We start from the raw sequence: 21,006 nt of genomic DNA, 5'->3' as shown, positions 1-21,006 counted from the left end.
CAGACGGTTGAGGACCCATCCTCACGCCTTGGCCATGGCCCCCACAAATGCCTCGATGATCGCGTCGGTCGTTTCTTCGGTGCTGGCGGTCCCGCCGATATCGCGCGTGAGGTGACCGGACGCCGTCGTCGCCTCGATGGCTGCCTCGAGTTGGCGGGCTTCGGCGTGAAGGCCGAAGTGGTCGAGCATCAGGGCGGCGCTGGCGATCGCACCGATGGGGTTGGAGATCCCTTGACCGGCGATATCCGGCGCGGAGCCGTGGACTGGCTCGAACATGGACGGGAAGCGGCGCTCCGGGTTGAGGTTGGCGCTCGCCGCCAGGCCAAGGCTGCCGGCCAGGGCGGAACCGAGGTCGGAGAGGATGTCCGCGTTGAGATTGGAGGCCACCACCACGGAGAGCTCCTCCGGGTGGAGTACGAACTTGGCGCTCATGGCGTCCACGAGCACGGACTCGGTGGCCACGTCCGGGTAGTCGGCGGCCACGCGGGCGAAGACCTCGTCCCACAGGACCATCCCGTACTGCTGCGCGTTGGACTTGGTGACGCTGGAAACCTTCTTGACCGCGCGGGTGCGGGCCAGGTCGAAGGCGAAGCGGATGATGCGCTCGCAGCCCTTCTCGGTAAAGAGGGAGGTCTGCACGGCCATCTCGTTGGAGGGCCCGCGGCCGGACAAGTTGCGCCCGCCCAGACCGGCGTACTCACCCTCGCTGTTCTCGCGCACCACCACCCAGTCCAGCTCGGTGTCATCGGCCTTGCGCAAAGGAGACTGCACTCCCGGTAGGAACTTCACGGGGCGGATGTTGGCCCACTGATCGAAATTCTGCGTGATGTTCAGGCGAAGGCCCCACAGGCTCACGTGATCGGGAACGTTCTCCCAGCCCACGGCGCCAAAGTAGATGGCGTCGAAGTCCTTGAGTGTCTCCAGACCATCCGGGTCCATCATCACGCCGTGCTCCGCGTAGTAGGCGGAGCCCCACGGGAACTCGGTCCAATCGAAGGAGAACGCTCCGCCGGAATGCTCGGCAATGGCGTCCAGGACCTTACGGCCGGCGGTAACAACTTCCTTACCCACCCCGTCCGCGGGGATCGAGGCGATGGTGAAAACCTGCTGCTCAGTCATGGTGCGCTCCTTCTCGAGAATTCGAGGGCTGGTGTTCGTGGGCCGCGATGAGCGGCGTTTCATCCAGTAGAGCGCCCGAGCACCTCATAGGTCCAAGACTGGTTTTTCATCCCCTACATAGGTGGAGCCTATTGGTCGACTCTGTCCGCGTCCTCGGACAGCAGAGCCAAACCACCGTGAACTGCATACTCCTCCGCCACCTCCAGAAATGCCTTGGCGGCCGGTGTCACGTGCTCGGGGCGACTGATCACGGCGACGTGCAGCGGCGTCGTCGGTGAAATCTGCACCACCCGCAGACCGGCCTGGTGCGCGAGGGGCGTCCACGATGACGGCATGACCGCGTGCCCCACCCCGGCAAGGACCAGGGGCAATACCGAGGTGCGGTGCGCAACCTCCGCGACGATCTGAAGAGGCACGCCGTGGGCCAGGGTGTCGTCGACCATCAGGCGCATGAGCGACCCCTGCTGCGAGGCCACGATCCGGTGCCCGGCCAGGTCCTTGGGGTGAATCGTGTCCGCGCCGTCGAAGGCGTCTGTGCCCGGGGCCACGATGAGCACCAGGGGTTGTTGCTCGAGCTGGAGCACCTGGACGTCCGCGGACTTGAAGGGCGTCTTGGTACCCAGGATGCCGATCTCCGCGCCGCCGGTGCGCACGGAGTCGAGGACCTCCTCCGCGGTGAAGGCGGCGTCCACATTGAGCGTGACGGCCGGGTGGGCGCGCGCGTACGCCGCGATCATTGAGGTCAGCGGCTCGATTCCGGGGGAGGGCATCGCGATCATGTCCAACCGCCCGCTACGCACACCGCGCAGATTGTCGACGGCGCTGCAGGCCGCCTCGAGGTCCCGCACAACCAACCGGGCGGGGCCGAGCAGTTCGTGACCGGCCTCGCTGAGCACGACTCGCCGACCGATGCGATGGAACAGCGAAACACCGAGCTCCCGCTCCAGGCCCTTGATGGTTTGTGACAGTGACGGTTGGGCGATGATCAGGTGCTCCGCAGCACGGGTGAATCCGCCGTGATCGACCACCGCTAGGAAGTACGTCAGCTGCCGGACATCCACGCGCGCACCCCTGATCCATTGGTTTTGCCTATGCGTTCAGTAGATAACAAGCCTTGGACGTGATGCAAGTCACAGGCGCACAGTGTGTTCAACCCGCAATGATTTGCGACGAAAGGCCCTCGCCATGACCACCCAGGAATCCGAGTCCACCGGACCCGCCAGATCATCACAGCGCACCGACGTGCGCTCCGCCCTGCTGGGTGGCAAGACCTTCCGCAGTCTCAGCGAGCAGACGCTGTCCCCGCGGGAGGAAAAATTCGAGCGCGCCCGCCAAACTACGGGGCTGTTTCTCGCCCCGGCCGTCGCAATTATCTTTGCGCTGCTGCCGCTGAACCTGGAACGAAATCAGCACATCCTGGCCGCGGTGCTACTGGGTGTGATCATCCTGTGGATCTGCGAACCCGTGCCCATTCCGGTGGGCGGTCTCATGGGCGTGGCGGCGGTGGTGATATTAGGTGTGGCCCCGGCAGGCGATGTCCTGGCACCCTTCGGATCCACCACGATCTTCACGTTCATCGGAGCGTTCATCCTGGCCGCGGCGATGCTCAAACACGGTATTGCGCAACGGCTCGCGCTCGCGGTGCTGTCGTTACCGGGGGTCGGTAAATCGACGTATCGGATCATCATCGCGTTCGGCGTGATCACGTGCATCCTGTCCGCGTTCGTCTCCAACACCGCCACGGTGGCCATGCTCATGCCCACCGCGTTGGGCATCCTGGCGGTCATCGCCGAGATGATGCAGGACCGCGGCGTGGTGAAGGCTGACTTCGATCCGCTGCGCCTGCGCGTGGGTGCAGCACTTCTGCTCATGCTCGCCTACGGTGCCAGTGTGGGTGGCCTGCTGACCCCGGTCGGCTCCCCGCCCAACCTGATCGGCCGCGGCCTCATCGAGGAAGCCACTGGCACCCGGATTTCCTTCGCCCAGTGGATGGCTATCGCGTTCCCGGTCTGTGCAGCCATGTTCGTAGTTCTGGCCATCCTCATGTTGCTGCTCAACAAGCCGGAGATTCGGCGGATCGAGGGTGTGGAGGAGTACATCCGCCAGCACCGCGAAGAGCAGGGGCCTATGTCCCGTGCCGAGAAGAACACCCTGATCGCTTTCGGTTTCACCGTGACTCTCTGGTTGCTGCCCGCGGTCGTCAGCCTGATTGGCGGAACCGAGTCTGACGCCTACATCTTTGTGGATGACCGGCTCGATGAGGGCATCGTGGCCGTCCTGGGTGCCTCGCTGCTGTTCATCCTGCCGACCAATTGGAAGAAGCGCGAAGCCACCCTCACCTGGACCGACGCAGCCAAGATTGACTGGGGAACCATCATCCTTTTCGGTACTGGCATTATCTTCGGTTCGCTGCTTGCAGACACCGGCCTGGCGGAAACCATCGGTACCGGTGCGTCCGAGAATCTGAACATCACCAACGTCGTGACGATCACCGTGTTCTCCGCGGTGCTGGCGGTGTTGATTTCGGAAACCACGTCCAACACGGCTTCCGCGGCGGTTATCGTGCCGATTGTGATCCCGCTGTGTCAGGCCATGGGCGTCGATCCGTTCGTACCCGCAATGGCCGCGACGTTCGCAGCATCCTTCGGGTTCATGCTGCCGGTCTCCACGCCGCAGAACGCGATCGTCTACGGCACCGGCGCCGTGCCCATCACCCGCATGATCCGCACCGGCATCTTCTTCGACATCCTGGGCGTGATCCTGATCGTCACCATCGTGCCCGTGATGATCGCGGTGGTAGGAATCGGGGGGTAGATCTGGGACACCCTTAAGCCACGGCGAAGATCTGAGACGCCTTAAAGCCACTCAAGACCCCGGGAACTGGATTAAGGATGTCTCAGATATCGGGGGTGGTCAGAAAGCGTCTCAGATCCCACGACGACGCCGCTGCCGCACCCCACCCGTCGGCAGTTCCGTTGGTTGCCCGGCGGGTAGTGACGGTACCTCCTTCCCCGCGGCGGCGCGGCGTATCGTCGAGAAAATGGGAGACGTTCGCAGCGAAGTTCGTGAGTTCTTGAGCAGCCGCCGGGCCAGGATCACGCCCGAGATGGCGGGTTTACCGGCCTACGGCGGCAATCGGCGAGTGCCTGGCCTGCGCCGCGAGGAAGTCGCGATGCTGTCCGGCGTCTCGGTCGACTATTACGTGCGCCTGGAGCGCGGGAACCTGGCTGGCGCGTCGGAGAGTGTGCTGGACTCGCTCGCCAACACGCTCCAACTCGACGACGCGGAACGCGAGCATCTCTACGACCTCGCCCGCGCGGCAGGCCCGGAGCGGCGTCGTCGGACGAGCCCGGCGGGTTCACTGCGGCCAGCTGTGCAGCAAGTGCTCGACGCGATCGATTCGCCGGCCTGGGTGCGCAACGGCCGGTTCGACGTGATCGCCATGAATACCCTGGGCCGAGCGCTGTACTCGCCCATGATCGAGGATTCACGGGGGCCCCTGAACACCGCGCGATTCGCGTATCTGAACCCCAAGGCGCGGGAGTTCTTCCGCGACTACGACAAGGTGCTCAATGACTGTGCTGCGATGCTTCGGATGGAAGCCGGCCGCACGCCGCACGACCCCGATTTCATCCGGCTCATTGGCGAGCTCTCGACCCAGAGTGAGGTCTTCCGCGAACGCTGGGCCTCCCAGGACGTGAAGCAGCACCGCAACGGCCGCAAGCGCCTGCACCACCCCGTGGTGGGCGATCTCGATCTCGACTACGAGGCCATGGAACTGCCCGGGGACCCGGGCTTTCGCCTCAACGTCTACACCGCCCCGGCTGGAACACCCACCGCCGATTCACTCGTGCTGCTCGCCTCGTGGGCGGCCACGCGAGAACACCAGACGACGACGCCGCGCGGTGCGGCGGCGTCGTCGTAGCGACCGGAATCCTGGGGCTCGTCGCGAGCCACTCGAAGCTCGCGGACGAATGGCAAAAAGGCCCGCCACGTGCCGACTAGCACGTGGCGGGCACTTTCAGTTGCTGCGAGGGTCAGGCCCGACGCCGCTGCGCCGGCTGCAGCTCGTGCGTCCCGTAGCTGTTGTCCTCGGGATTGACCGTGACGCCCGGAGCGACGATCTGATCGATGCGGTCGAGCACGTCCGTGGCGAGGCTGAGCTCCGCGGCGGGTAGGTAGGACTCAAGCTGCTCCATGGTGCGGGGGCCAACGATGGCGCTGGTGATGCCCGGGTGATTGATCACGAATGCGATCGCCATCTCGAGCAGTGACATGCCGGCCTCTTCGGCGAGCAATGCGAGGTCTTCGACAATGTCCAGCTTGCGTTGGTTGGCGGGCGAGGACATGTCGAAGCGAGCGCTCGGGCGAGCCTGCGATGTGGGGGTGGATGCGTTGTCCTTGCGCCACCGCCCGGACAACCACCCGCCGGACAAGGGACTGTAGGAGAGGGTGCCCATGCCGTAGCGTCGCGTGGTCGGGAGCACGTCCTCTTCGATGCCCCGCACGAGCATCGAGTAGGGCGGCTGCTCGGTGACGAAGCGTTCGAGGTTGCGCTCGCGTGATGCCCACTGTGCCTCGACGATCTGGGAGCCGGAGTAAGACGACGAACCGATGTAACGGACCTTGCCCTGGCGCACGAGATCTGTGAGGGCGCCGAGGGTTTCTTCGACATCCGTGTCCGGGCTGGGGCGGTGCACCTGGTAGAGATCGATGTGATCGGTGCCCAGGCGACGTAGCGAGTTCTCGACCTCGCGCACGATCCACAAGCGCGATCCGCCGCGTTCGTTGGGGTTCTCGCTCATGGGCATGAAGAATTTGGTGGCCAGGAAGACGTCGTCGCGGCGTCCCTTGATGGCCTCACCGACGATTTCTTCCGAGACGCCATTCGAGTAGACGTCTGCGGTGTCGACAAAGTTGATGCCGGCGTCCAGCGCGCGGTGGATGATGCGGGTCGCATCCGCGTGATCGTCATTGCCCCACGGGCCGAACATCATGGCGCCGAGGCAGAGGGGCGAGACCTGCACGCCCGTGCGTCCGAGAGGTCGGTACTGCATGTGTTGCTCCTAGTGTCAGGTGGAAAATTCGGGTCATGACCCATCCTGCTCCTGCTTGCTCACGCCTGACAGTTTCTGCTGTCCCGGGTAATACCAGTGCCTCCCTCAACCGTGGTTCGGTGCGTAGGGTCGGAGTCATGAGCGATACGACGAACACGGACATCACACTCAACAATGGCGTTGTCATGCCTGCGATTGGCTTCGGCGTTTTTCAGACCCCACCGGAGGAGACCAAGACTGCTGTCGCAGAGGCCTTGAGAGTCGGTTACCGGCACATCGACACCGCCGCGGCATACGGCAACGAGCGTGGCGTGGGCAAGGCGATTGCCGAATCGGGCATCCCGCGGGATGAGATCTTCATCGAAACGAAGATCTGGATCAGCGACTTCGGCTACGACGAGACCCTGCACGCCTTCGAAAAGGCCACGGGCAAGCTTGGGATCGACACGATTGACCTCCTGATCCTGCACCAACCGCTCACCACTGAATTCGACCGCACCATTCAGGCGTACAAAGCCCTGGAGAGGCTCTATGCGGACGGCAAGGTGCGCGCGATCGGCGTTAGCAACTTCATGGTCGAGGACCTGACCGAACTCTTCACCCAGACCGATGTCGTCCCCACGGTCAACCAGATCGAACTGCATCCGTACTTCCAGCAGGAAGAGGTTGTCGCGGTGGGGCGCGAGCACGGAGTTCTGCCGCAGGCTTGGTCACCGATAGGCGGCGTCGTGAATTACGAGGGTGGCGAGGGCAGCCCGCTGCAGGACCCCACGATCGGCGAGATTGCCACCGCCCACGGCAAGTCACCCGCCCAGGTCATGCTGCGGTGGCACCTGCAGAAAGGTGTGCAGGTTATCCCCAAGTCGGTGCGCCCAGAACGCATTGCGGAGAACTTCGACATCTTCGACTTCGAACTGATCGATAGTGAGATCGCGGCCATCGACGCCTTGGAGAAGGGTGTTCGCGGCGGCCCCGAACCCGCCTCCATGACGCTGGAGAAGTGGGGCAAAGCGATTCCCGAGGCGTAGTCACTCGGAAGGCGGCACTCGTGGCGCGCCGACATCCTAGGCAGAGGACCGCAGCGAAAACCGGGTTCCGGGTGCGATCTAGTGCCACAGATGTCGGCGCGTCACCGTTTTCGGACTCAGAGCGCTGAGTCAGCTGTAAATAATGCGGCTCAGCTGGGTTCCGTAGTCGGCATCCACGGTCAGCGTCTCGTCCTCCATGTGATCGAACAGGACGGCAACGAACATGTCGCGGCGGTGAGCAAGCTTCTCCTTGCGCGCAGCCTTCAGGGCCGAGGGGATCTGGTCTGCCGTGAGTTTCGTGCAGTACACCGGGGAGCCGGGCTGCTGACGCCACGATTCGGCCAGAGAACCGGCATCCACGGGATCCAGGCCGGAATCGTTGACGAGGGTCATCGCGATCTCCTTCGCGTGGGCGTCGTCGCCGGCCACCGGGATGGCCACGCGCTCGGGATCGCCCGCTTCGCGCGCATCGTCCGCGAGCACGCCCCAGCCGACGGCGTTCCAAGCCTTCACGATGGTGCGTCCACCCAGCTGCTCGACCACCCACTCGCTTTCCACCTGGCCGTTCTCCATCGCCTCAATGGACTCGTCCCGGTTGGGGTAGTAGTTGGAGGTGTCGATCACTGCGGTCTGTTCTGGCAGCGCCTGAACCAGCGGCGCGATCTTTGACATGGCGTTCAGAGGAATGGACAGGATCAGTGCGTCGACATCGCTCGCGGCCTCTTCCGCGGTCACAGCCTGTGCGCCGGTGGCCAAGAGGTCGCTATCAATGGTTTCGGGTCCGCGCGAGTTAGCGATTTTGACCTCATGGCCCTTGGTGGGCAGTCGCTTGGCCAGGCTGGAGCCGATGTGGCCGGTTCCGATGAGTCCGATCTTCATGAGTGATGTTCTCCTAGCGTTGGTGTCCGTGCGTCGGTCCGCCGACATCCTGGGCAGAGGTTCGCAGCGAGAACCGTGTTCCGGGTGCGAACTCGAGCCACAGATGTCAGCGCGGCCTTCGTCGTCGAGATCTGACTACAGATCAGCCGTAGATGAGGCGGTTCAGCTCGGTCAGGTAGTCCGCGTCGATCGTCATGGACGGGTCATCCGCACGGTCCATGATCACGCCGATGGCCAGGTCACGACGCGGCGGGATGCGGTCCTTCTCAGCCCTCGCGAGTGCGTCCACGACCTGATCTGCGGAAAGACTCGTGCAGTACACGGGGGAGCCTGGCTGCTGGCGCCAGGACTCGGTCAAGGGCCCGGCGTCCACGGCGTCGAAACCGGTGTCCTCGACCAGGGAGCGGGCGATCTCTCCGGTGTGAGCGTCGTCGGCGGCCACGGGAATGGCGATGCGCTCGGGATCACCCGATTCACGCGCCTGATCCGCGAAGACGCCCGCTAGGACTGCGTTCCACGCCTTGGCAATCGTGCGTCCACCGAACTGCTCCACGACCCACTCGCTTTCGGTCTGGCCGTTGTTGATCGCCTCGATGGCGTCGTCGCGGTGGGGATAGTAGTTGGAAGTGTCGATCACCGCTGTCTCGTCGGGCAGCGCCTGGATGATCGGTGCCAGCTTGGGCATCGCGGCGAGCGGGATGGACAAAATGAGGGCGTCGACGTCGCTCGCGGCCTCTTCTGCCGTCACAGCCTGTGCGCCGTTGGCCAGCAAGTCTTCGTCGATGGTTTCGGGGCCGCGGGAGTTGGCGATTTTGACGTCGTGACCCTTGGCGGGCAGACGCTTGGCGAGTGTGGAGCCGATGCTGCCTACGCCGATGATTCCGATATTCATGGGTGGTTCCTCTCTGTGTGCGCTTGTGGGAGTGCAAACGGAGAGGGTTTCCGGTTTATTCCAAGAGCATCAATTTCTGTTGACTCTTGTTTCAGGTTCACTGAGTTTGCAGGAAGTGCCCGAACGTCATGGGTGCCCGGCCCAGAACCCGCCGGACGTCGCCGGTGACCTCGGAGAGGTCCCCCGAGGCGATAGCCGTGTAGGTGGACACCCATGCGTCGTACTCCCACTGCTCAGCGGGCCAGGCGCGGCGGGATTTGTAGGCTTCCTCCACGGTTTCGTTGTGGAAAGTCACGGTGCGACCCTGTGCGGCGCTGATGGCGGTGGCCACTTCGGACAGGGTCAGCGCCTCGGGACCGGTCAGATCGTAGGTCTTGTCTGCGTGGCCCTCGGGGGCTTCGAGAATGCGGGTGGCGACAGCGGCGACGTCGTCCCGGGCGATCAAAGAGCAGCGGCCGTCGCCGGCGGGTCCGCGCAGCACGCCGTCCTCCCCGACAAAGTGAAGCATCACGTCCATGTAGAAGTTGTCTCGCAGCAGGGTCCACTGCATCCCAGACGATTTAATGAGGTCCTCTGCCTCTGCGTGGTCGCGCGCGTGAGTGAACACGGCGTCGTAGGCCGCGGTGAAGAACGAGGTGTAGACAATGTGTTTGACTCCGGCCGCGGCGGCGGCCTCGATGAACGTCCGATGTTCCTCGCGGCGCGTGGCGCTCTCCTTGCCGGAGACCATGAACAAGGTGTCGGTGCCCTCCAGCGCTTCTCGGGCCACCGCGCCGTCGCCATATTCCGCGACGCGTGCCTCGGCCAACGGAAGTTCCGGTGCCCTGTTGAGATCGCGCACGATCAACCGCTGTGCCATGCCTTGTTCGGCAAGTCGACGGGCTACCCGACCGCCGATGGCCCCCGTTGCTCCGGTGATGGCGACCGTTGCTGATGAGTTGCTCATGGTGCTCCTACTGCTAGCGGCATGCAAGGTGGGCATCAGCGTACTCCGGTGCGAATGTCCTGCGGTGCGCCCGCGATGGGCAGTGCCGGCACGGGGATCTTCTGCAAAGGCGCGTCGTGTGTTTGGCTGTGCACATGGCGACGACGCCATCGGAGGAAGGGGTGCCATGAACTCCAACGCGGTCTTGCAGAGGACCCCGGAAATATGGACCGGAGATTCGACCACCGGGAAAAGCGGGACCCCAACCCTGGTTCTGAGGGTTAGTGTCAGAGCAGCCAAGTGGACAACACTGCGCGTATTTGACCGCAACGAAAGGCACCCACATGTTCACCGGACTCAGCGCCTTCCCGCTCACACCGCTTCACGACGATCAGGTCGACGAGAAGGCCTTCATTGGCTTGGTTCAACGCCTTGCTGCCGCTGGCGTCGACTCCATCACAGCCCTCGGCTCCACGGGATCCTATGCGTATCTGAGCCGCGAAGAGCGGCAGCGGGTCGCCCGGCTAGCAGTTGAGCACGCGGGTGACGTCCCGGTGTTCGCGGGTATCGGCGCGCTGCGCACCTCCCACGTCCTGGCCCACGCCGACGACGCCGCCCAAGCCGGCGCCTCTGCTCTCCTTCTCGCACCCATGAGCTACCAGGCGCTCACCGAGGACGACGTGTTCGAGCTGTTTCGCGCCGTCACCGAGCACACGGATCTGCCGGTCATCGTCTACGACAACCCGGGGACCACGCACTTCAGTTTCACCACGGATCTCTACGCCCGTATCGCCCAGTTGCCGGGGATCGCGTCCATCAAGATTCCCGCGCTGCCTGCCAACAGCGCGGAGGCGCGGAAGAAGGTTCAGGAGATCCGAAGCGTGATCCCCGAGAACGTGACCATTGGCATCTCGGGTGACCAGAGCGCCGTCGGCGGCCTGAAAGCCGGGTGCGATGTCTGGTATTCGGTGATCGGCGGGACCTTGCCGGACCTGGCCGTGAAGCTGACTCGGCTCGCCCAGAATGGCGACGCGAACGAAGCGACCAAAGAATCCGTCCGCCTCGCCCCGCTGTGGGAGCTCAACGCGGAGTTCGGAAGTCTGCGCGTGGTGGCCGCTATTGCCGAGTACCTAGGCTTGGCACCGGAGAAGTGTCTGCCCCTGCCGATCCAGGGCCTGGATGAGGAGCAGCGCGCACGCGTGAAAACGGCGGTCGATCAGCTGGACCTCACCTGACCGAATTCGGGCGTAGCCTGAGGTTCAACTCGCACGAGTCCTTCAGCGGATCGTCACTGAAGAAGTCGTCCACGATCAGAGAGGATCACGGACATGGTCGAAGCGTGGATCGTGATCTTCTTCTACTTCGTGCTCGCCACCACCCTGTGGTCCGTGGTGACCTGGGCGTGGGTGGACCTGCGGAGCGCGCTGCGGGGACGGCGCGCGCAGAGAACAACAACGTCCCCGCAAGCCCAAACCGAGCGGCGCCCCGCCACCACCCAGAACCCACCAGGCGAACCGCCCACGTACAGCAAGAAAGCGAAGCGAATTGCCCTTGCCTACGGCGTGATCGACCTCCTGATCATCCTGCTGTGCGTGATCGCATACCTGACCGCGTCCGGCGAACTCGTCGGCGAACTGATTGCGTACGGCCTGATCATCACGCTCGTCCACGTGGGGTTGTGCTGGGCGCTGCAGTACTCCAAGCGGAAGAAGTCAGCCCTACAGCCGCTTCCCCGCATTCAATGACGCGGACATGAACTCGGCCACGACCTTCTGCGAGATGGCCACGTCCAGGACGAACACGCCTTCCTCGTGAGTGGCCAGCCAGTCGGTCAGTACCGACAGTTCCGCCAGGCTGCGGACCTTGGCACCGTCCGCACCCATGGCCTTGCCTATCGCAGAGAAGTCCACCTCGTCGATGAGCATGGCCGTGGGATCCAGGCCCTTGGATGCGTACTGGTGCAGTTCGGCGCCGTAGGCGGAGTCGTTGAGCACCACCACCACACCGCGGCGGGTGGCGCGCACGAACGTTTCCAGATCCGCCAGGCCCATGAGCCCTCCGCCATCTCCCGTGACGAACACCGTGGTGCGTTCCGGGCGAGCCACCGAGACGCCGGCCGCGGAGCCGAAGCCCAGCCCGATCGACTGGAACGCGGTGCCCACCAGCACCATCGCCCGGGGATCCGGGACGGACAAGTACATGGGTGCCCAGCCGATGAAGTGTCCACCGTCCATGACCACGGAGCGCTCGGCGGGCAGGATTTCCTCGAGGGCTGAGACCACCGCGCGGGGGTTGAGCCGTCCGTCTGGGCCGAACTCGGTGGGGTCCTCCACTGGTTCGGCGGAGCGGAATTCTTCCCCGGCGACTTCGGGGACGGCGGCGCGCCAGGTGGCCGCGGCGTCGGCGGCCGAGATGCGGGCCAACAGGCCGGCGGTGGCGGGCCCCAGATCCGCGCGCACGTAGTCGGTGACCTGCGGGTGGGCCATGATGGCCTCGGGTTCGTTGTCGATGCGGATCACGCGTGCGTCCGGCGAGAAGAGCGTTCCGTACCGCGACTGGAAGGTGTTGAGACTCGCACCGGCGACCAGAACGACGTCGGCCTGTTGCGCCAGATCCAGGCGGTGCTCGCGCGTGAAGCCCCCGGCGATGCCCAGGTTCCAGGGCGAGTCCAACGCGTTGGTGGCCATCACGGAGGTCATGAACAGCGCCCCGAGACGATCGCCGAGCTCCTGGAGCGCACCGGCGGCGTCTCCGAGGAGCACCCCGCGGCCGGCCAGGATCAGTGGCCGCTCCGCGCCACGAAGAATAGATGCAATACGATCGAGTTCCTCGCCCGGTGCGACCCAGGACGGCTTGTTCGGCAGCGGCTCCAGCTCGGTCTGCGCGGTGAGCGGGGCGGTGGCGTGGTCGTAGGGGATCGCCACGATCACCGGCTGCACGGTCTGCTGCGCCAGATCGAAGGCCCGGTGGGTGATGGCCGCGGCATTGTCCGGGCCGGCCACCAGCGTGGTCACACCCACCGCCGACGCCGCTCCGGCCTGGTCGATATCGAACGGTCGCCTTCCGGTGGTGGGCGCGTCACCCACCACGAGTACCAGCGGAACGCGGGCCAGGCGCGCCTCCGCCAAGCCCGTGTAGGTGTTGGTGAACCCGGCGCCGTAGGTCACGGTGGCGGCTCCGATCCGACCGGTCGCACGGTGATACGCGTCGGCCATGGTCACGGCGGCCACCTCGTGACGAGCGGAGGTGAACGGGAACCCCTGATAGGTGAGATGACTGATCACGTGGGCATTGCCGTTACCCATGAGGCCGAACAGATGGTCGGAACGCTCGGCAATCACGTCAGCGACCGCCGTCGAAACGCTTGTTTTCTCGGCGGGTTGATCCGATGCGGGACGGTTCTGCTCGGTGGTCATGGCGTGTTCTTCTCCTGAGTCATGGGTGGAGCTACCTGCTCGTTGCCGGGGTTGCCCCGAATTCGTCCGCTCAAACGCAGGTATGAGTGGTAAGCTGAATCAAATTCAGAAAAGTGATTCAGGGGGTGGATGCAGTGAACGAAATGGTAGCGGCGATTGAGAGCGCCCGTGAAGCTGCCGGTCTGTCCCAGCGCGCTTTGGCCGACAGGGTAGGCCTCTCCCAGGCCACGCTGAACCGTATTCTGAGCGGTGAACGCGCAGTGAAGATGACTGAAGTGATCATGATTGCTGATGCCACTGGATGCACTGTCGCGCAGCTGGCTGGCAGCGGCGTTGCTGGGCGCGTGCAGTGTGCGGCTCGTGCGACGAATGGATCGAACATGGATTCCATGCGCCAACGGTTGCTGCATTTCATGGAGCTGGACGCATACCTTGACGATTACGCGATTCCTGCGGCGTAATGACTCCTTCACTCGAACAGCAAGCTCAACGGGCGGCGGATGAGTTCCGCCGGGAGCACCGACTTGGGGTGCAACCACTTGGCGATCTAGTGGCATTGATCGAGCAAACGACCGGGCATGACGTTGCGATTCTCGACGCAGACCCGGATGAGCACGGTCTGATCATGCGAGATCCGGAGCGCAACAAGGTGTTCATTGGAGTGGCACGCAGCCATAAGCCAATGCGTCAGCGAAGCTCGCTGGCACACGAGCTGGCCCACCTGATCTTTCAGGACTGGTCGGATGAATTGGGCGAACGCTCACCGGAGGAAATCCGGGCTGATGCTTTTGCACGGCATCTGCTGGTGCCGCAGGAAGGGGTCAAGGAGTTTCTCGGAAGCACACATGATGTCTCTAGGCAGACCCTTTCGGACGTTGTGCAGAGGTTCCTGGTGTCACCATCCATTGCCGCGATTGCCATGAGGGAGGCCGGTTATGTGCCTTCAGGCCTGGCCTCAGAATGGGGTCGGACCCCCACGCCGCAGCTGGCAACGAGGTTCGGGTGGAGCGATCAATATGAGGCGCTTCAGGTCGACTCGAATCGGCTCCGTGCACCTCAGGGTCTCGTGTCGCGAGCGATCGCGGGCTACGCCGAGGGTGTCGTTAGCGCGCAAACGATCGCCACGCTGCGAGGAGTCCCGGCTGAGCGGATTGTGCATGAACTTGAGGGGATCGGAATAGTCCCGAGGGTTCCGGACGACAGGGAGTTCGAACCCGATGAACTTCCGGATATTGATGTGGATCTGAGCGGGCTGGAGGACGAAGGCAGATCGCCATGAGCCAGCGGCCGATCATGGATGCTGGTCCGGGACTCAACTTCTTCTCCCTGAACAAAGAGCGCTTGCTCTTTGCGACACTTGGGCCACTTGCAGTTCCAGAGATCGTTGAACACGAAATCGTGCGTAAAGCTCGTCAGGACCAACGGTTTAAACCCGCTGAACGTGTGCTGGGCAAGGTTCCACCACGGTTACTAGAAGTTCTCTCCGACGATGTCACTCCTGAGCTCGCCACGGCAGTGAATCGTATCGCTGGTGTTCCCATCGAAAGCCGCATGCGTTCGAGCAAAGATCTGGGCGAAACCATGGTGGTCGCTCACGCCGTCGTTGCTGCCGAGCGTGGGGATCGCGTCATCGTGCTCATCGATGACGGTGGAGGCCGGCGGGTGGCTGCGCGAGAAGCGGCACGCCTGCGGCGCCTGCGTGAGAGGCAAGCAGATATTGGCAGCATCGCGTTGATCAGCACGGGCCACGTTTTGAAGAAAGCCGCTGGCGGCGAGGACTTGCCAGACCGCAACTCCATGCGAGAGCTGTACGAAAGATTGCGTGCTCTAGATGATGGGCTGGCTCCGCTGGAGGGAACTGGTTTGATGGAACTGCCGTGTTGGTCGTAGCTGGGATGACTACACGAGGTTGTTGAACTCTGTTCAGACGAAGCACGTCTCCACTTCGTGCCTTGCACCCACCAAGTGACCTGCCTTACATTTGAGGCAGCCTACGGCGGGTCCGGATTCGGACTATCTACCGGGCGAGCAACCAAGAATCGCACTGATTCGGCGCCAGAGAGCTCCCGGTACAGCTGAGGACGGATCCACTCCACGTCGCAGTCAGTGGCTTGTCACGAGGAGTTCAGCGCCATGAGCGAGATCCGTTTAACCATCAACGGCCACGAACGCGGCTTCGCCGGCGTCAATCCCCACACCCGCTTGCTCGATTTCCTGCGCGACCAGGGTCTGACCGGTGCCAAGGAAGGCTGCGCGGAAGGCGAGTGCGGCGCCTGTGCAGTGCTGGTCGCACGGCCGGACGGCGATGATCGCACCCGCTGGACCTCCGTCAACGCGTGTCTGCCACCCGCCGTCGCCTTCGACGGGCAGGAAGTGGTCACCGCCGAAGGCCTCGGCACTGCACCCGGACCTCGCGGCCCCGGCCAACTCCATCCGGTGCAGCGCGAAATGGCCACCCGCGGCGGCTCCCAGTGCGGCTACTGCACCCCCGGCTTCGTGTGCGCGATGGCCGCGGAGTACTACCGCCCCGAACGCACGCCGTCCGATGACACCCACGGCGAGAAATCCGGCACGGAGGTCCAGGGCGAAGAACACTCCGCCGCTCACGAATGCGGACCCAACGGCTTTGACCTGCACTCCCTGAGCGGCAACCTCTGCCGCTGCACCGGCTACCGCCCCATCCGCGACGCCGCCTACGCCCTGGGTGAGCCCGAGGAAACGGACCTGCTGCGGCGTCGTCAAGAGCAGCCCGCCCCGAAACCGAGCTACACCCGGATCGATACGGCGACCACGCGCTTCGTGCGCCCCGCCACGCTCGACGAACTCTTCAACCACCTGGACGAGGCCCCTGACGTCCGATTGGTCGCAGGCGCCACCGACCTCGGCGTGGAGGTCAACATCCGCCACGTCCGCCCGCCGCTCGTGCTGGCCGTGGACCGCCTCGACGAGCTGCGCACCCTCAACGTCAGCGACGACCACATCGAAATCGGCGCCGCGCTGAGCCTGTCGGAGGTCGAACGAGGCCTGGCTGGCCGGGTGCCCCTGCTCGATCAACTCTTCCCGCAATTCGCGTCCCGCCTGATCCGCAACGCGGCCACGTTCGGCGGGAACCTGGGCACGGGCTCGCCCATCGGCGACTCCGCCCCGGTGCTCCTCGCGCTCGACACCTCCGTGGTGCTCGCCTCCAAGGGCAAGGAACGTGAGGTCCCGCTCGCCGAGTACTACACCGGCTACCGCGAAAGTGTGCGCCGTCCGGACGAAATCATCCGCGCCCTGCGCATCCCGCTGCCGCTCGCCAACCACGCCGCGTTCTACAAAATCGCCAAGCGCCGCTTCGACGACATCTCGAGCGTCGCCGTGGCCATCGCGATCCAGATCGACGACGCCGCCAGCATCACCTCCGCGCGCATCGGCCTGGGTGGCGTGGCCGCCACCCCGATCCGTGCACGTGAGGTCGAAGAAACCCTGATCGGACAGCCGTGGACCCGCGAAACTGCGGTCAATGCCGCGGCCGTGATGGCCCAGCAGGGCACCCCGATCGATGACATGCGGGCCAGCTCCCGCTACCGCTCGGCCATGCTCGAACAATCCCTGCTCAAGTTCTGGGCGCAGGAACAGCCCGCCCAGGCTCAGGAGGTCTCCCGATGAAATCCCTCGCAGAACGCCCCGAGAACCCGGTGGTCGGCGTTTCGGTCGCTCACGAACACGCAGCCGATCACGCCACGGGCACCGCGCTCTACACCGACGACCTCATCGTCCGCCACCAGAACGTGCTCCATGCCTGGCCGTTGCAGGCCCCGCACGCCCACGCCCGCGTGACGTCCCTGGACGTCGCCCCCGCCCTTGAGGTGCCCGGGGTGGTCCGGGTGTTGACGGCTGAGGACGTGCCGGGCGTCAACGACGCCGGCATCAAGCACGACGAACCCCTCTTCCCCAGCGAGGTCATGTTCTACGGCCACGCGGTGTGCTGGGTGCTTGGCGAAAGTCTGGAAGCAGCGCGCCTCGGCGCGGAAGCCATTGAGGTCCAGTACGAACCCTTGCCGTCCTTGATCACCGTCAGGGAAGCCATTGCCGCAGACAGTTTCCAGGGCCGCCAACCCACGGTGAGCCGCGGCGACGTCGAAATCGGCCTGGCCAACGGAACCCACCGTTTCAGTGGGGAGTTCGAGTTCGGCGGGCAGGAACACTTCTACCTGGAGACCCACGCGTCGTTGGCGTACGTGGACGAGGGTGGGCAGGTGTTCGTTCAGTGCAGCACGCAGCACCCCACCGAGACCCAGGAAATCGTCGCCCACGTGTTGGGACTGGACAACCATGACGTTACGGTGCAGTGCCTGCGCATGGGCGGGGGCTTCGGCGGTAAGGAAATGCAGCCGCACGGTTTCGCCGCGATTGCCGCGCTGGGGGCGACGCTGACCGGACGGCCCGTTCGGCTGCGGCTGACCCGCAATCAGGACATCACCCTTTCCGGCAAGCGCCACCCGTACCTCGCGGAATGGGACGTGGCCTTCGACGACGACGGCCGCCTCCAAGCACTGCGCGCCACCGTCACCAGCGACGGCGGCTGGAGCCTTGACCTCTCGGAGCCGGTGATGCAGCGGACACTGTGCCATATCGACAACGCCTATTGGATCCCTCACGTGGAGGTCAACGGGCGGATCGTGAAGACGAACAAGACCTCGCAGACCGCCTTCCGTGGGTTCGGCGGGCCGCAGGGCATGTTGGTGACCGAGGACATCCTGGGCCGCTGCGCACCGCTGCTCGGCCTGGATCCCACCGAACTACGCGCCCGCAACCTCTACGTCTCGGGGCAGAGCACGCCCTACGGTCAGCCGGTGCGGCACGCCGAGCGCTTGGCCGAGATTTGGAACCAGGTGCACCAGCGCGCGGACGTGCGCGAGCGGCGTCGTGACATCGAAGAATTCAACGCAACCCACACCGATACTCGCCGCGCGCTCGCGGTGACCCCGGTGAAGTTCGGCATCTCGTTCAACCTCACCGCGTTCAACCAGGCCGGCGCGCTCGTGCACGTCTACAAGGACGGCTCCGTGCTCATCAACCACGGCGGCACGGAGATGGGCCAGGGGCTGCACACCAAGATGCGACAGGTCGCGGCCACCGCACTGGGCGTGCCGCTGGAAACGGTTCGACTGGCGCCCACGCGCACGGACAAGGTGCCCAACACCTCCGCGACGGCGGCCAGTTCCGGCGCGGACCTCAACGGTGGGGCGGTCAAGAACGCATGCGAGCAGATACGCGATCGGCTGGCCGAGGTCGCCGCGCGCAAGTTCAACATCCATCCCGACGACGTGCGGTTCGTCGACGGCAAGGTTACCGGCATCGGCTTCCACGATCGGGAGATGCCCTTCGCGGAGCTCGTGCACGATGCCTATTTCCAGCGGATCTCCCTGTGGGCCGCCGGCTACTACCGCACCGAGGGGCTGCACTGGGACGCGGACCGGATGCAGGGCGAGCCGTTCAAGTACTTCTCCTACGGCGCTTCGGTGACCGAGGTCGAGGTGGACGGTTTCACCGGTGCGTATCGGATGTTGCGCACGGACATCGTGCACGACGTGGGCGACAGCCTGTCCCCACTCATCGACATCGGGCAGATCGAGGGCGGCTTCGTCCAGGGCGCCGGCTGGCTCACGCTGGAGGACCTGCGCTGGGACGAGTCCGACAGTCCCTCCCGGGGCCGACTGACCACCCAAGCCGCGAGTACCTACAAGTTGCCGAGCTTCTCCGAGATGCCCGAAGAGTTCAACGTGCACCTGTTCGAGAAGGCGACCGAGAGCGGCGTCGTGTACGGCTCCAAGGCCGTGGGCGAGCCCCCGCTAATGTTGGCGTTCAGTGTGCGCGAGGCGTTGCGGGAGGCTGCGGCGGCGTTCGGGCCGAAGGGCCACAGTGTCCTGCTGGCCAGCCCCGCCACTCCAGAGGCCGTGTTCTGGGCAGTTCAGGACGCACGGCGGGCGCTCGCGGACGATGGCGCGAAGCGGCCGCACGTTTCGGGCGGGGGCCGTTCAGACGACGGCGCTTCCCGACTTGGGGCTTCGGGCCAGGACCGGGCCGCGGTGATGACGGTGGCCGAGTCTGCTGGCGAAGCGGCGTCGACCGAGGAGGCTTCAGCGGAAGCTTCCTTGACGAGTGCCGCCGAGGACTCACCGGACGCCACCGCCGCAACCGCGCGCTGACGGCTGCGCATCTGACGTGGACTACTGACATGGACTGGTTGGACGCCCTGCAACACCTGCGCGAAGAGGGCGCCGCGGGTGTGCTCGTCACCGTGACCGAGGTGCGCGGGCACGCCCCCAGGGCACCCGGGGCCAAGATGGTCGTGGGTGAGTCGCAGACCTGGGACACCGTGGGCGGCGGCAATCTGGAGGCGACCGTGATCGAGCGTGCCCGTGAGCTGCTGAGCTCGGGCGCCTCGGAGCCCGAAACCATGACGTTTTCGCTCAACGAGCACGCCACCGTGGAGCACGGCCGACAGTGCTGTGGCGGCGTGGTCACCGTGCTGCTCGAACCGCAGCAGGCACGGCCGTCGGTCGCGATCTTCGGCGTGGGGCACGTGGGTTACGAGTTGGCGCGGGTGCTGTCCCGGTTCCCGCTTCAACTGCACTTGGTGGACAGCCGGGCCGATCAGTTGGACCCTGCCCGGTTCGCCGACGTCACTAACGCCACCGCCCAGGTTCACCTCCAGCACAGCGTCGTGCCGGAATCCACGCTCGCTGAGCTGCCTGCCGGTGCTCACGTGCTGATCATGAGTCACGACCATTCAGAGGATTTCATTCTGTGCGATGCCGCCCTGCGCCGCGGCGACCTGGGCACGGTGGGGCTGATCGGGTCGTCGGCCAAATGGTCGCGTTTCCGCAAGCGGTTGCGCGACGAAGGTCACGACGACGCCGCCATCGACCAGATCTCGTGTCCCATCGGCGTGCCGGGGATCCCCGGTAAGGAGCCTGCGGCAATTGGGGTGAGTGTTGCCGCGGATCTGCTGCGGGTGTTCGAGGGCGCGCGGGCGTCTGGTTCGTGAGGCGGTCCGTGACTCAGACAGCAGGCGGCCGTTGGGTGGTTCCGCGCTCGCTGAGGTGAGGCGCGAGGTGAAGGGGGAGAGCGGCGTCGTCGTCAGAAAAGCGGCGTGGAGGTGACGCTGAAACCCGAGCCGCGACGTGAGCCGCTGCCGGTCGGGAACGCGGTGGCGTTGAGGTAGATGACGCTGGTGCCGTAGCCCTGCACGGTTACTGTCCGGTACAGGGAAACGGCCGTGACCCGGGAGGAACTGGTGCTTTTGGAGTCCAGAACGATATAGGGCGAGGCGAACGTGGTGCCGCGCGCTTGAGTCCCGTTCAGTCCGCCTTGGCAGGTTCCGTCAGTGCGCCCCACGGTTCCGTTGGCCGCAACGGCCGTTCCGTTGGTGACGTCGTATGTGTTGCCGTTGGACAGCCTGAACCGTGACGTACCACCTCCGTTGCCAGAGTTGATCGACCCCGAGGTGACTCCGCATGCTGCGGCATCCGCGCTGATCTTGAAACCGAAGTCCAGATACACCCGCTTGTTGGAGACCAGATCACCCAGGGTTTCGTGGCCCTTCACAAATGAGCATGGGTAGGTGTCTTTCTCCACGGCCGGTGTCCGCCGGCGGCGAGCAGGGCGCGTAGACGGTAGTTCTCGAAGTTCCGGAACCCGCGGG

Annotated in this window: 19 protein-coding genes; 11 read left to right on the top strand and 8 right to left on the bottom strand. The window is 64.8% G+C overall.

Going from position 1 to position 21,006, the window contains the following annotated elements; genetic code table 11:
- Positions 1-21: 21 nt before the first annotated feature.
- Entirely contained in the window at positions 22-1,119 is a 1,098-nt protein-coding gene (locus RF638_RS14305) for a tartrate dehydrogenase (protein ID WP_259917695.1), read from the bottom strand.
- A gap of 128 nt (positions 1,120-1,247) precedes the next feature.
- Positions 1,248-2,180 carry a LysR family transcriptional regulator gene (locus tag RF638_RS14300; RefSeq protein WP_368842305.1) on the bottom strand — a complete coding sequence of 311 codons (933 nt, stop codon included), beginning with the start codon at positions 2,178-2,180 and terminating at the stop codon, positions 1,248-1,250.
- A 124-nt stretch (positions 2,181-2,304) separates the two neighbouring features.
- Between RF638_RS14300 and RF638_RS14295 the strand changes: the two genes are divergently transcribed.
- Positions 2,305-3,933: a DASS family sodium-coupled anion symporter gene (locus RF638_RS14295; RefSeq protein WP_368842304.1), complete on the top strand. Its 1,629-nt coding sequence runs from the start codon at positions 2,305-2,307 to the stop codon at positions 3,931-3,933.
- Between the two features lie 226 nt (positions 3,934-4,159).
- On the top strand, positions 4,160-5,044 hold the full coding sequence (locus RF638_RS14290; RefSeq protein WP_368842303.1) for a helix-turn-helix transcriptional regulator: 885 nt from the start codon (positions 4,160-4,162) through the stop codon (positions 5,042-5,044).
- Positions 5,045-5,156: 112 nt separating this feature from the next.
- Here RF638_RS14290 and RF638_RS14285 read toward each other — a convergent pair whose 3' ends face one another.
- Entirely contained in the window at positions 5,157-6,176 is a 1,020-nt protein-coding gene (locus RF638_RS14285) for an aldo/keto reductase (RefSeq protein WP_259917688.1), read from the bottom strand.
- A gap of 137 nt (positions 6,177-6,313) precedes the next feature.
- On the opposite strand from RF638_RS14285, the gene RF638_RS14280 reads away from it, so the two are divergent.
- Positions 6,314-7,204 (top strand): aldo/keto reductase, encoded by an 891-nt coding sequence (locus tag RF638_RS14280; RefSeq protein WP_368842302.1) that lies wholly within the window; start codon positions 6,314-6,316, stop codon positions 7,202-7,204.
- Between the two features lie 129 nt (positions 7,205-7,333).
- Here the strand turns inward: RF638_RS14280 and RF638_RS14275 are convergent, their stop codons facing one another.
- The 3 genes from RF638_RS14275 to RF638_RS14265 all read right to left on the bottom strand — a co-directional run bounded on the left by RF638_RS14275 (position 7,334) and on the right by RF638_RS14265 (position 9,921).
- Positions 7,334-8,131, bottom strand: coding sequence for an NADPH-dependent F420 reductase (locus RF638_RS14275; RefSeq protein ID WP_368842301.1), 798 nt, complete (start codon positions 8,129-8,131; stop codon positions 7,334-7,336).
- Positions 8,132-8,225: 94 nt separating this feature from the next.
- Positions 8,226-8,975 carry an NADPH-dependent F420 reductase gene (locus RF638_RS14270; RefSeq protein ID WP_368842300.1) on the bottom strand — a complete coding sequence of 250 codons (750 nt, stop codon included), beginning with the start codon at positions 8,973-8,975 and terminating at the stop codon, positions 8,226-8,228.
- A 97-nt stretch (positions 8,976-9,072) separates the two neighbouring features.
- The gene (locus tag RF638_RS14265) at positions 9,073-9,921 is read right to left on the bottom strand and encodes an SDR family oxidoreductase (RefSeq protein ID WP_368842299.1); all 849 of its coding nucleotides are present in this window, start codon (positions 9,919-9,921) and stop codon (positions 9,073-9,075) included.
- Between the two features lie 323 nt (positions 9,922-10,244).
- Between RF638_RS14265 and RF638_RS14260 the strand changes: the two genes are divergently transcribed.
- Both RF638_RS14260 and RF638_RS14255 read left to right on the top strand, forming a co-directional pair.
- A complete protein-coding gene (locus RF638_RS14260) occupies positions 10,245-11,135 on the top strand; it encodes a dihydrodipicolinate synthase family protein (protein ID WP_368842310.1) in 891 nt (296 codons plus the stop codon).
- Between the two features lie 93 nt (positions 11,136-11,228).
- Entirely contained in the window at positions 11,229-11,645 is a 417-nt protein-coding gene (locus RF638_RS14255) for a hypothetical protein (RefSeq protein WP_368842298.1), read from the top strand.
- On the opposite strand, the gene RF638_RS14250 is transcribed toward RF638_RS14255, so the two are convergent.
- A complete protein-coding gene (locus RF638_RS14250) occupies positions 11,619-13,316 on the bottom strand; it encodes a thiamine pyrophosphate-binding protein (protein ID WP_368842297.1) in 1,698 nt (565 codons plus the stop codon). The genes RF638_RS14255 and RF638_RS14250 overlap by 27 nt on opposite strands.
- Positions 13,317-13,429: 113 nt before the next feature.
- Between RF638_RS14250 and RF638_RS14245 the strand changes: the two genes are divergently transcribed.
- The 6 genes from RF638_RS14245 to xdhC all read left to right on the top strand — a co-directional run bounded on the left by RF638_RS14245 (position 13,430) and on the right by xdhC (position 20,349).
- The gene (locus RF638_RS14245) at positions 13,430-13,777 is read left to right on the top strand and encodes a helix-turn-helix transcriptional regulator (protein ID WP_238663189.1); all 348 of its coding nucleotides are present in this window, start codon (positions 13,430-13,432) and stop codon (positions 13,775-13,777) included.
- Entirely contained in the window at positions 13,777-14,595 is an 819-nt protein-coding gene (locus tag RF638_RS14240; RefSeq protein WP_368842296.1) for an ImmA/IrrE family metallo-endopeptidase, read from the top strand. The genes RF638_RS14245 and RF638_RS14240 overlap by 1 nt, the downstream gene beginning before the upstream one ends.
- Positions 14,592-15,206, top strand: a complete 615-nt coding sequence (locus RF638_RS14235) for a hypothetical protein (RefSeq protein WP_095797112.1) — start codon at positions 14,592-14,594, stop codon at positions 15,204-15,206. Before RF638_RS14240 ends, RF638_RS14235 begins: the two co-directional genes overlap by 4 nt.
- A gap of 243 nt (positions 15,207-15,449) precedes the next feature.
- Positions 15,450-16,964 carry a xanthine dehydrogenase small subunit gene (locus RF638_RS14230; RefSeq protein WP_095797111.1) on the top strand — a complete coding sequence of 505 codons (1,515 nt, stop codon included), beginning with the start codon at positions 15,450-15,452 and terminating at the stop codon, positions 16,962-16,964.
- Positions 16,961-19,507: a xanthine dehydrogenase molybdopterin binding subunit gene (xdhB, locus tag RF638_RS14225; protein ID WP_368842295.1), complete on the top strand. Its 2,547-nt coding sequence runs from the start codon at positions 16,961-16,963 to the stop codon at positions 19,505-19,507. The genes RF638_RS14230 and xdhB overlap by 4 nt, the downstream gene beginning before the upstream one ends.
- A gap of 29 nt (positions 19,508-19,536) precedes the next feature.
- Complete coding sequence (xdhC, locus tag RF638_RS14220; protein WP_368842294.1) at positions 19,537-20,349, top strand: xanthine dehydrogenase accessory protein XdhC; 813 nt, start codon at positions 19,537-19,539, stop codon at positions 20,347-20,349.
- 92 nt (positions 20,350-20,441) lie between these two features.
- Here the strand turns inward: xdhC and RF638_RS14215 are convergent.
- On the bottom strand, positions 20,442-21,006 hold a 565-nt coding region (locus tag RF638_RS14215; RefSeq protein WP_368842293.1), incomplete at its 5' end, for a hypothetical protein.

It is taken from the genome of Kocuria sp. CPCC 205235 (genome assembly GCF_040980905.1).
Taxonomy (GTDB): Bacteria; Actinomycetota; Actinomycetes; order Actinomycetales; family Micrococcaceae; genus Kocuria; species Kocuria carniphila.
The sequence above is the reverse complement of the archived record's forward strand: the minus strand, read 5'-3'. Positions and strand labels throughout refer to the sequence as shown.